13 protein-coding genes are annotated in these 10,583 nt (G+C 69.8%); 8 read left to right on the forward strand and 5 right to left on the reverse strand.

Features of this window, described 5'->3' with window-relative positions; genetic code table 11:
• The 4 genes from ACTHL9_RS13800 to ACTHL9_RS13815 form a co-directional block, all read right to left on the reverse strand.
• Nucleotides 1-561 (reverse strand): FAD:protein FMN transferase (locus ACTHL9_RS13800; RefSeq protein WP_440519867.1); only part of this gene is annotated, 561 nt, incomplete at its 3' end.
• A complete protein-coding gene (locus ACTHL9_RS13805; protein ID WP_440519868.1) occupies nucleotides 545-1,105 on the reverse strand; it encodes an FMN-binding protein in 561 nt (186 codons plus the stop codon). The genes ACTHL9_RS13805 and ACTHL9_RS13800, both read right to left, overlap by 17 nt.
• Nucleotides 1,102-2,532 (reverse strand): ferredoxin reductase family protein, encoded by a 1,431-nt coding sequence (locus ACTHL9_RS13810; protein WP_440519869.1) that lies wholly within the window; start codon nucleotides 2,530-2,532, stop codon nucleotides 1,102-1,104. Before ACTHL9_RS13810 ends, ACTHL9_RS13805 begins: the two co-directional genes overlap by 4 nt.
• A gap of 97 nt (nucleotides 2,533-2,629) precedes the next feature.
• Nucleotides 2,630-3,466, reverse strand: coding sequence for an enoyl-CoA hydratase/isomerase family protein (locus tag ACTHL9_RS13815; protein WP_440519870.1), 837 nt, complete (start codon nucleotides 3,464-3,466; stop codon nucleotides 2,630-2,632).
• Between the two features lie 44 nt (nucleotides 3,467-3,510).
• Here ACTHL9_RS13815 and ACTHL9_RS13820 point away from each other — a divergent pair, with 44 nt between their 5' ends.
• Genes ACTHL9_RS13820 through ACTHL9_RS13830 form a run of 3 tightly spaced genes read left to right on the forward strand, consistent with a single transcriptional unit; the run spans nucleotide 3,511 to nucleotide 6,400 of the window.
• Nucleotides 3,511-4,587 (forward strand): glutathione S-transferase family protein, encoded by a 1,077-nt coding sequence (locus ACTHL9_RS13820; protein WP_440519871.1) that lies wholly within the window; start codon nucleotides 3,511-3,513, stop codon nucleotides 4,585-4,587.
• Nucleotides 4,584-5,354 carry a gamma-glutamyl-gamma-aminobutyrate hydrolase family protein gene (locus tag ACTHL9_RS13825; RefSeq protein WP_440519872.1) on the forward strand — a complete coding sequence of 257 codons (771 nt, stop codon included), beginning with the start codon at nucleotides 4,584-4,586 and terminating at the stop codon, nucleotides 5,352-5,354. Before ACTHL9_RS13820 ends, ACTHL9_RS13825 begins: the two co-directional genes overlap by 4 nt.
• Nucleotides 5,351-6,400, forward strand: a complete 1,050-nt coding sequence (locus ACTHL9_RS13830) for an enoyl-CoA hydratase/isomerase family protein (protein WP_440519873.1) — start codon at nucleotides 5,351-5,353, stop codon at nucleotides 6,398-6,400. The genes ACTHL9_RS13825 and ACTHL9_RS13830 overlap by 4 nt, the downstream gene beginning before the upstream one ends.
• 7 nt (nucleotides 6,401-6,407) lie before the next feature.
• On the opposite strand, the gene ACTHL9_RS13835 is transcribed toward ACTHL9_RS13830, so the two are convergent.
• Nucleotides 6,408-8,411, reverse strand: a complete 2,004-nt coding sequence (locus ACTHL9_RS13835; protein ID WP_440519874.1) for an acyl-CoA dehydrogenase family protein — start codon at nucleotides 8,409-8,411, stop codon at nucleotides 6,408-6,410.
• A gap of 312 nt (nucleotides 8,412-8,723) precedes the next feature.
• On the opposite strand from ACTHL9_RS13835, the gene ACTHL9_RS13840 reads away from it, so the two are divergent.
• The 5 genes from ACTHL9_RS13840 (at nucleotide 8,724) to rpsN (ending at nucleotide 10,481) form a co-directional block, all read left to right on the forward strand.
• A complete protein-coding gene (locus ACTHL9_RS13840; protein WP_440519875.1) occupies nucleotides 8,724-9,065 on the forward strand; it encodes an ArsR/SmtB family transcription factor in 342 nt (113 codons plus the stop codon).
• Nucleotides 9,058-9,534 carry an SRPBCC family protein gene (locus ACTHL9_RS13845; RefSeq protein ID WP_440519876.1) on the forward strand — a complete coding sequence of 159 codons (477 nt, stop codon included), beginning with the start codon at nucleotides 9,058-9,060 and terminating at the stop codon, nucleotides 9,532-9,534. Before ACTHL9_RS13840 ends, ACTHL9_RS13845 begins: the two co-directional genes overlap by 8 nt.
• A gap of 231 nt (nucleotides 9,535-9,765) precedes the next feature.
• Nucleotides 9,766-10,002, forward strand: coding sequence for a 50S ribosomal protein L28 (gene rpmB / locus ACTHL9_RS13850; RefSeq protein ID WP_043122008.1), 237 nt, complete (start codon nucleotides 9,766-9,768; stop codon nucleotides 10,000-10,002).
• A complete protein-coding gene (gene rpmG / locus ACTHL9_RS13855; RefSeq protein WP_138419380.1) occupies nucleotides 10,002-10,172 on the forward strand; it encodes a 50S ribosomal protein L33 in 171 nt (56 codons plus the stop codon). Before rpmB ends, rpmG begins: the two co-directional genes overlap by 1 nt.
• Before the next feature lie 3 nt (nucleotides 10,173-10,175).
• A complete protein-coding gene (rpsN, locus tag ACTHL9_RS13860) occupies nucleotides 10,176-10,481 on the forward strand; it encodes a 30S ribosomal protein S14 (protein WP_440519877.1) in 306 nt (101 codons plus the stop codon).
• The last annotated feature ends 102 nt before the right edge of the window (nucleotides 10,482-10,583 follow it).

Genomic DNA, 10,583 nt, shown 5'->3' on the forward strand with positions numbered 1-10,583 from the left:
GAGGGCTCGGCGGGCTCCGGAACCCAACGGGTAGGCGCCCAGCAGGGTCCGACGATCCGCTGGATCCACGACTCCGGCAAGCCACGACCGCCCGGGATCACCCGGCGACGGCGTGCCCGAGACCAGCACGTCGCCGCCGGCGTTGAGGCACCAGTTGCGCAGGCCGAAGGCGTCGAGGGAATCCCCGGCCTGGGCTATCGCACGGCCCTTGACGAGCCCGCTCAGGTCCAGCACGCCGTCAGGCCGCTCGGCCGTGAAGGCGCCGTGCGTCCTCCGTCGCCACTCGACGGCCTCCGCATAGCAGTCCCGCATCTCCGGGCTCGCGTGGGCAAGGCGGATCACCCCGCGGGCCAGCGCGCTTGCCTCCGAGTCCTCCCGGTAGAGGCTGAACCGCTCCTCGAGCTCGGCGAAGTCGGCCTCGATGAGGCGGACCGCGGCGTCGAGTTCGGTCGGGTTCGGAGAGCCGTCCGCCGGGAACGCCGCCGTGAGGCTCACCACCGTTCCCATCGCGAGGAACGTTCGTGACTTCAGGACGGCCGACTCGTCACGCGTGGGCTGCATCGAGGGCCGCCTGGAGGGAGGAGAGGTAGGCATCGGAGGTGACGGTCGCGCCACTCACCGTGTCGACGTTGCCGGACTGTGCCTGGAGCACCTCGGACCGGAGGATCGGCGCCGCGGTGGCGCTGATCATCTGGGACCTTCGCTCGGCGTCGGTGAGCTGGAGGGCCTTGACGTCGCTGATCTTGCCGCCGGAGACGACGAGCTGCACCTGGACGTTGCCGAAGCGCGTGCTCTCAGCGGCCCCCGTGAACGTGCCGTCCTTGAGAGCGGACGACGACGCAGCCTGGCTGCCGCTGCCCGCGGCGCCTGAGCCGGAGGTGCCTGAGCTGGAGGTGCCTGAGCTGGCGGAGCCCGCTGTCCCGGTTCCGGAGGACGAGCCGGACCCGCTCGACGCGGTCCCGTTCGATGCGGTCCCGTTCGTGCCAGCCGAGGTGGTGACGCCGGTGACCTGCGAGGCTTCGATGGCCTGTGCTCCGGCCTGCCATCCGGCCGCGAGGATGCCAGCGGACGCGAGGGCGGCCCCTGCCGCTGCGCGGGCCCTCACCAGTCGAACCTCTCGTGATGGAGCTGCTCGTCGGCGAGTCCGGCGGACTTGGCGTCCTCGAGGACCGAGTCGCTCCACTTCTTGGGGCCGCAGACGTACACGTCGGAGGCCTTCAGGTTCGGGACGTAGTCGGAGAGCCTGAGCCCGGTCTGGTGGCGGGGCAGCCACGCGTTGCCGTGGCGGGCCCGATGGCCTACGAGTTCGTACATGGTGGCTCCTCTCTCATGGCAGAGTTCGGCGATCTCGTCGCGGAGGTACAGGGTTTCGGGGGTCGAGGCGCGGAGGATGACCGTGGCCGCCCCGGGCTCGAACTCGGCCCGCTCGAGGATGGCCCGGAGCGGCGTGATGCCGATGCCGGAGCCCACGAGCACCACGCCTGGCCGGGTACGGGCCGCGTGGCCGAAGAGGCCGTAGGGGCCGGACAGGGCGACCTTCGTCCCAGGACGGACCGACATGAGCGCAGCGCTGCCCCTGCCGAGGTTGCGGACCGTGATCCGCAGGCGGCCGGCGGCCGGGTCAGCGGAGAGGCTGAAGGGGTGGTGGTGCCACCAGAGTCCCGGGGCCAGGAAGCGCCAGATGAAGAACCGTCCGCCGGACCCGGTCAGTTCCTCGAGCCGGACGCCGGTGAGTTCGATGCTCACGGCACCGTCGCCGGCCGCGACTACTCGGGTGACGCTGAGCTGGTGGCGGAAAGTCAGGGCGATGGGGGCCCAGACGCGGTAGCGGAGCAGAGCGAGGAGCACCAGGACGTAGAACGCGATCCAGTACCAGCGCTGCCACTGGCCCGGGGCGAAGAGCTGGCCTTCGCTGAACTGGTGGGGGAGGGCGGTGAGGACGGCGGCGTACGTGAGCAGATGGACGACGTACCAGAACTCGTACGGGAACTTCTTGCGGACCGCCACGAGGGACGTCACGACCACGAGGATGAACAGCGCCGTCGAGATGAATGCGAGCCATAGGTCCGGGAGGTTGTTCCACATCGAGATGCCCTCGGCGATCGGGTTGAGCCGATCGGTGAGGCCGTACCCGATGAGCAGGAAGACCATGTGCGCCAAGATCAGGTACAGCGCCGGTTTGCCGAGCTTGCCGTGGACCTCCATCGCGCGATCGTGGCCGATCGCAGAGTCGATGAAGGGGATCCGCGCCGCGAGCAGCAGCATGACAAGGACGAGGTCGGTTCCGATGAGGCCCGCGATAATGCCCAGTGCGGTGATGCCGGAGGTGACGTTGGCGAATTGGCCCGCGCCGCCGTCGGCCAGGTAGAGCGCGACCGCAGCCGCGCCGGAGGCCCACGCGAGCACGGTGAGGAAGTCTTCGCGCAGCAGCCGGCGGCGACCGCGCTGGCGCAGGGTTCGAGCGAGCCCGGCGCCGGGGCGCTGGCCGGGCGGCTGCGCGGGCCGGTCGGCGGTTCGGAATGCTGTCGTCATGTCAATAACTTTCGCCTTCAACCCTGTCGAAAGCCTGTGACAGCCCTTTTGCCGCGATGGGAGTCGTTTCGCGGCCGCAGCTCAGCGAACAGCCCTCCTACCGCCCCGGGAAGGCGGCCTTTCGCTTCTCCAGGAAGGCCGCGGTGCCTTCCCTCTTGTCCTCGGTCGCGAAGGCTGCGCGGAAGCTGCTGGCCTCGATGGCGAGTCCTTCCGCCGTCGGCCGCCCGGTCGCCTGATTGATAGCGCGCTTGGCGAGGGCGACGGCGGTTGGAGACTTCGCGGCCACCTCCCGGATGGTCTCGGCCGCGGCGGCGAGGAGCTCCTCTCGCGTGGGAAGGACGCGGTTCACGAGGCCGAGCCCAAGGGCTTCGACAGCATCGATCCTCCGGCCCGTGTAGATGAGCTCGCGGGCTGGGCCGAGGCCGATCCGCTGTTGGAGCCGCACGGATCCGCCGAAGCCGGGGACGAGGCCCAGGTTCACCTCGGGCTGTCCGAACTGGGCACGTTCGCTTGCGTAGATGAAGTCGGCCGCGAGCGCGAGTTCGCAGCCTCCGCCGAGGGCAAAACCGTCCACGCAGGCGATGACGGGCACGGGCACGGCCTCGAGGGCCAGCGTGACGGCGTGCATGGACCGGGCGTAGAACTCGCCCTCGTCGAGGCTCATCGACGTCATCTCCCGGATGTCGGCGCCGGCCACGAACGCCTTGCCGCCGGCTCCCGTCAGGATCACGCCGCGGACGGGCCACGGGCCGTCGAGGGCTGCGCTCGCCGTCGTGCCCGTCCCGCCCAGCTGGTTCAGGACCTCGCACACCCTTGCGAGCTCCTCGACCACCTTGGTGGACAGGGCGTTGAGAGCCTCCGGACGGTTGATGGTGACGGTGGCGACGCCCTCGGACGTCTCGATGGCCAGAGTGTCGAAGGTGCCGAAGTCCATGGGCCACAGGCTATCGGAGACTCGCGGCGGACTAGGCTGGCCCCATGTCGACGTACAGCACCGCTGGTTCTTACGTGCACACCGGCGAGGAGTTCACGCGGGACACCCGGTACATCGAGGACCGGATCACGCGCGACGGCACGTTCCCGCCCGGATCGCGGGCGCCCGAGGGGGCGAAGGCGTGGCCGGTCGAGGCGGGGCGCTACCGGCTCGTCGCCGCCCGGGCGTGTCCGTGGGCGAACCGCACAGTGATCGTCCGCCGACTCCTCGGGCTCGAAGACGCCATCTCGATCGGTATGCCCGGACCCACGCACGACTCCCGGTCGTGGACCTTCGACCTCGACCCCGACGGCCGCGATCCGGTCCTCGGCATCGAACGGCTCCAAGAGGCCTACTTCAGGCGCTTCCCCGACTACCCGCGCGGCATCACCGTCCCAGCGATCGTCGACGTGCCGAGCGGTGCCGTCGTCACGAACGACTACCCGCAGATCACCCTCGACTTCGAAACCGAGTGGACCGCCTTCCACCGCGACGGTGCCCCGGACCTATACCCGGAGGCCCTCCGCGACGAGATCGACGAGGTCAACGACCGCGTCTTCAAGGACGTCAACAACGGCGTCTACAGGTGCGGCTTCGCTGGGTCGCAGGAGGCCTACGACCGCGCGTACGACCGGCTGTGGGCTGCGATCGACTGGCTCGAGGAGCGGCTCACGGCCCGCCGCTACCTCGTCGGCGACACCATCACGGAGGCCGACGTCCGGCTCTTCACGACGCTCGCGCGCTTCGACGCCGTCTACCACGGCCACTTCAAGTGCAACCGGAACAAGCTCACGGAGCAGCCGGCGCTGTGGGGCTACGCTCGAGACCTGTTCCAGACGCCCGGCTTCGGCGACACGATCGATTTCGTGCAGATCAAGCGGCATTACTACGTGGTCCACGAGGATATCAATCCCACGCAGATCGTCCCCAAGGGGCCGGATCTCTCGAATTGGCTGACCCCGCACGGCCGTGAGCAGCTCGGCGGGCGCCCGTTCGGGTACGGGACGCCTCCGGGTCCTCCGCGCGAGGGAGAGCGCGTCGCCGCTGGTCACAATCCGCTCTACCCGGAGGGCGCGGAGTGACGGCGACGCGGATCGCGATCACCTGGCCTGGCTCAGCACCCGCCTATGCCGAGTGGTTTCGGGCCGAGCTTGATGGCCTCACGCGAAGCGCAGCGGCGGCCGTCGAGCGTGCGGGAGGCACCGCCGTCGTCCTCGATGCTGCGGATCCGTGCCTCGCTGGCGCCCTCCTCGGGGAAGGCATCGCGTGGGACGGCCTGCTCGTGATGGGCGGCGGGGACGTGGATCCTGTCCTGTACGACGGCGACCCTGCTCACCCCGCTGTGTCTGACGTCGACCCGACTGCTGACGCCTTCGAGGCCTCAGCTGTCGTGCGGGCGCTCGACACGGGCCGCCCGGTGCTGGGGATCTGCCGCGGCCTCCAGATCGTCAACGTCGCCCTGGGTAGGAGCCTCCGCGAGGACCTCGGCTCGGACACCCAGCATCGCAACCACGGCGACCCGGCGGGCCCGATGGTCCTCCACGAGGTCGCGCTCGAGCCGGGAACGCGTCTCGCCGGGCTCCTCGGGCCGACGGCCACCGTGGTCTCCGGCCACCATCAGGCCGCGCGCCGCATCGCGCCGAGCCTCCGCGTCTCCGCGGTGGCCCCCGACGGGGTGGTCGAGGCGCTCGAGGCGGCCGATCCGGACGTCTGGCTCGTTGCCGTCCAATGGCACCCCGAAGACCCCCAGTCGGAACCGTCACAGCTTGACGCCATCATGGGAGCCTTTGTCGCCGCCTGCCGGGACTGGGCCGCCGCCACGGCCCCCGCGCAGGAGGCAGCCCGATGAGCGACCACGTCCGATCGGAGGTGCGCGGAGGCCTCGGGATCCTCACCTTGGACCGGCCGAAGGCGCTGAATTCGCTCGACGACCGCATGGTCCTCGCGATGGAGCGCGAGCTGCGCAGGTGGGCCGAGTCGCCCGACGTGAGGGCCGTCGTCGTGCGCGGAGGGGTCCGCGGGCTGTGCGCGGGCGGCGACGTCCGCGCGCTGTTCACTGGCACGGATGAGGACGCGATCCGCTTCTGGACCGACGAGTACCGGCTCAACGCCCTCATCGGCGCGTACCCCAAGCCCTACATCCCGCTCATGGACGGCATCACGATGGGCGGGGGCCTCGGGATTTCGGCACACGCGCCCGGGGAATCGGGCTCGGTACGCGTCGTGACCGAGAAGACGCGGGTGGCGATGCCGGAGACTCGCATCGGCTTCACGCCGGACGTCGGCATGAGCCTCCTGCTCGCCAACGCGCCCGGCGAGCTGGGCACTCACCTGTGCCTGACGTCCGGCCAGACCGACGGCGCCGGTGCGATCCTCCTAGGCTGGGCCGACGTCATGGTTCCGTCCGAGCGGCTGGGGGCACTGGTCGATGCCCTCGTCGCGGCCTCCGAGCGCAGCGACTGGGCGCCGTCCGCAGCGTACGACGTCGTTGCCTCCTTCGCCGTCGAGCCCCCGCCCGCGGCGCTCGCCGAGGAGCGGGCCTGGGCCGACGACGTGTACGCGGGAGACTCGGCAACCGAAATCCTCGGACGCCTCACGGAATTGGCGTCGACGAACACGGCTGCCGCCGATGCGCTCCGCGAGGTCCGCGCGGTCTGCCCGTTCTCGGTTGCGGTGACGCTAGCTGCCCTGCGCCGCTCGCCGAAGCTCGGCTTGCTCGAGGCCGTCCTCGCGCAGGACCTCGCGCTGGGCGCCGCCATGGTCCGCCGAACGGATTTCCGCGAGGGGGTCCGCGCGCTGCTCATCGACAAGGACGGGGCCCCGCAGTGGAGCCCCGGCCGGATCGAGGACGTCGATCCGGTCGGGGTCGAGGCTGCCTTCGCCGCGGGAAGCTAGCGGCCCGCTACGCGTGCCCGCCGAGCCGCCGCCGGACGTCGGGCTTCCCTGGAGTCCCGTCCTGGCTCTCCGCGATCCACGGGCCCGTCCCCTCGGAGGGATCGAAGACGCCCTCCTCGAGCCAGGCGAAGTCGCCCGCGAGGACCCGCCGCGTGAGCGCGTGGTCGCTGGGATCCGAGTTGACCCAGAGGGCGTCGAAGAGCGCCTCGACCCGGTGCCGCGCCTGTTCGCAGAAGGCGTCGGCGAGGTCCCGCGCGTTCGATCCGCCCATCGCGCCCGTCGACCGGAGATGCTCGGCCCAGGCGCACGAGGCGGACATCGCGAAGAGCTCCGCGCCGATATCCACGATCCTGCCCAGGAACGCCTGCCGGTGCTCCAGCCCTGCCTGCCAGCGTCCCATCCCCGCGAACGTGTGGCGGGCGAGCCGCCGCGCGGACCTCTCGACGTACCGCAGGTGCTTCGCCAGCGGGCCGGTCTCGCGGAAGGCCCGGGGATCGAGGCCCTGACCCGCGAAGAGGCCCGGCAGCCAGCGCAGATAGAAGCCGGAGGCGTCCCGTGCGGCTTTGGCCTTCTCGGAGAGGGTCGCGTCGGCCCGGGCGAGGTCGCCGGCCGCCGAGAGATGCGCGTCGACGGCCTCGCGCGCGATGAGGAGCTGCATGATCTCGGTGGATCCCTCGAAGATGCGGTTGATCCTCATGTCGCGGAGAACCTGTTCGGCTGGCACAGCGCGCTCGCCGCGCGCCCGCAGCGACGCCGCCGTCTCGTAGCCCCGGCCGCCGCGAATCTGGACCAGCTCGTCGGACACCTTGTACGCCATCTCGCTCGCCCACAGCTTTGCCAGAGCGGCCTCGATGCGGACGTCCTTCATCCCCGCATCGGCCAGGGCGGCCGAGAGCTCGAAGACCGATTCGAGGGCGAACGACGTCGCAGCGATGAACGCGATCTTCTTGCCGACGGCCTCGTGCTGGCCGATCGGCCGCCCCCATTGGACCCGAGCGGTGGACCATTCGCGCGCAATCTTCAGCGACCACTTCGCTGCGCCCGCGCACAGGGCCGGGATGGACAGCCGGCCGGTGTTCAGCGTGGTGAGGGCGATCTTGAGGCCCTGTCCCTCGCGGCCAACCCGGTTTGCGGCGGGCACGCGCACGCCGTCGAACCTCGTCACCCCGTTCTCGAGCCCGCGCAGCCCCATGAACGAGTTGCGGTTTTCGACGGTGATCCCCGGCGTCTCCATCTCGACGACGAACGCCGTGATGCCGCCCTTGCCGGCGGGTACGTCGCCCGCATCGCCGTGCGGGAGGACCTTCGCCATGATGACCACGAGCTCCGCGACCACCCCGTTCGTCGTCCAGAGCTTCGCCCCGTCCAAGGTGTAGCTTTCGCCGTCGTCGGCGAGCCGGGCCGTCGTCGTCAGCCTCGCGGGGTCCGACCCCACGTCGGGTTCCGTGAGGAGGAACGCCGTGACGGCCCCCGCGGCGCAGCGCGGGAGGAAGGCCCTCTTCTGCGCATCGGTGCCGAACATCTTGAGCGGCTCGGGCACCCCGATCGACTGGTGGGCCGAAAGGAGCGCGCCGATGCTCGGGTGGACCGAACCGAGCATCATGAGCGCGCGGCCGTAATACGCGAGCGTCAGTCCGAGCCCTCCGTACTCCTTCGGGATCTTCATGCCGAAGACGCCGAGTGCGGCCAGGGCCCGGAAGTACTCGTCCGGAATTCTGTCCTCTGCCTCGATGCGCTCGCCGTCCAACGTCCGGCAGAGGGCCTCGAGACGTCGGAGGAACGCCTCGCCGTCGGCTTCTTCCTCGGCTCTCGGGACCGGGGGCGGCGAAATGAGGTCCCATTGGAAGTCGCCGAGGTAGAGGGCCTTGGCGAAGCTCGGCCGGCTCCAGGTCGTCTCCCGGCTCGCCTCGGCGACGGCTCGCGATTCGTCCCACCCCGGCTCGCCGGCGGGCTGGCGCCGTGGCTCATTCTCGGGGGAGACCGTCCCCGGCGTGGTCGTGTCCGTGGTCATGGCAGCCCCCTTGCTCCCCGGGCCGCCGCGGGCTGGTGACCCTTCAGCTGTCGTTCAATGCTACGCCTCAGTAGTACTGGCGGGTAGGGCCGTTCGGGGGTGGCGCACAACACCCCGTAAAGGAAGCGCTAAGAACGCCGAAGCCGGCCATACCAGCCGGTAGCGTTGGGTACTGCTGCCGCGGGCTTCCCCCCAAATGCTCGCGGCGGCGCTAGAGCGCCCTGACGCCCGGAACCCCCAACCGAGCGCCAGGGCGCTCGTCGTCTGGGCCCTTCGTTGACGCGTAGGAAAATTCCTACGTATGCTGAGGGCATGCCCCGGCAGAGCAGGGAGAGCCCCACCGACCACGTGTTCGCCGCCCTGGCGCACCCGGTCCGGCGCGACCTTCTCGCCGCGCTCCTCGATGGACCGCAGACGGCGCAGGCTCTGGCGGACCGCTACGCCATGGCCCGCCCGAGCGTCGCCGAACACCTCAAGGTTCTGCGCGCCGTCGGACTCGTGGGGGAGCGGCAGGCGGGGCGGAATCGGTACTACTCGCTCACCCCGGAGCCGCTCGCGCTCCTTCGGGAATGGCTTGAACCGTACGAACAGTTCTGGCGAGGCCGAATGTCGCGGCTCGCCTCCCTTCTGGACAAGGAATCCCTCCATGACTGACTCCACACCCACAACCACCGCAGAGGATCCCACCGCCATCCGGATCGAGGACTTCTTCCCGCAGCCGCCCGCCGTCGTCTGGCACGCCCTCACCACTCCGGAGCTGCTCGCCCAGTGGCTCATGCCCAACGATTTCGAGCCCGTCGTGGGCCACCGCTTCGCGTTCCGCTCGCAGCCGGTCGAGGCCACGCGCTACTCCGGCGTCACGGTCTGCGAGGTTCTCGAGCTCCGTGAACCCGAGCTGCTCGTCATCTCCTGGCAGGACGAATCGGAGGGCAACGACATGCGCACTACCGTCACCTTCCGACTCGAAGCGCACGACGGCGGCACCCGCCTGAGCCTCGCACAGGAGGGCTTCCGCGCGGATCACCCTAACGATCAGATGGCCCGTAAGATCATGGGCGGAGGCTGGGGCGGCCACCTGTTCCGCCGTCTGGGCGAGCTGCTGGCCGAGCGCGCGGACGCCTGATTTGCAGGGTTCCTGCGTGGAGCCTAGTATTTAACGCTGTCGTATGCAGTGGAGTCCACTTCTCGGCACTGAAGACACCGTCCAACCCGCGGCGAGGAACTTCGGCTGGTTCTCACCCCGCCTGGTCACCCTCCGGAAAGCTGCAGAACTACGGTGCATCTAGGTGGCGGGACGCATCTGCGGACCGTCATTTTTACTGCAACTGTTGACTACAACTTGGAGGAGCGAACTGTGGCAGCTCATTGCCAGGTGACCGGGGCCAAGCCCGCGTTCGGTCACTCAATCTCCCACTCGCACCGCCGCACCAAGCGTCGGTTCGACCCGAACATCCAGAAGAAGCGCTACTGGGTGCCGTCCCTGCGCCGTAACGTGACCCTCACGGTCTCGGCCCGCGGCATCAAGACCATCGACGTGCGCGGCATCGACTCCGTCGTCGCCGAGCTGCTTGCGAAGGGTGTGAAGCTCTGATGGCCAAGAAGGACAAGGACGTACGTCCCATCATCAAGCTCAAGTCCACCGCGGGCACCGGGTACACCTACGTGACCCGGAAGAACCGTCGGAACGACCCGGACCGACTCGTCATGAAGAAGTACGATCCGGTCGTCCGCAAGCACGTCGAGTTCCGAGAGGAGCGCTAAACCATGGCCAAGAAGTCCAAGATTGCCCGCAACGAGCAGCGCAAGGTCATCGTGGAGCGCTACGCCGCGAAGCGTGCCGAGCTCAAGAAGACCCTCGTCGACGAGAACGCGACTGACGAGGCCCGCGAGGCAGCTCGCCTCGGCCTGCAGAAGCTCCCTCGCGACGCTTCGCCGGTCCGCCTCCGCAACCGCGACCAGATCGACGGCCGCCCCCGCGGAACGTTCCAGAAGTTCGGCATCTCCCGCGTGCGTTTCCGCGATATGGCGCACAAGGGCGAGCTTCCGGGCGTCACCAAGTCTTCCTGGTAATCCACCGGCCTCGGCCTGTTGATTCCACCGCCGCCGCGGGGGGGGGGGGGGGGGGGGGGGGGGGGGGGGGGGGGGGGGGGGGGGGGGGGGGGTGGGCGGGGC

The sequence above is a fragment of the Sinomonas sp. genome, assembly GCF_051955515.1.
GTDB lineage: Bacteria > Actinomycetota > Actinomycetes > Actinomycetales > Micrococcaceae > Sinomonas.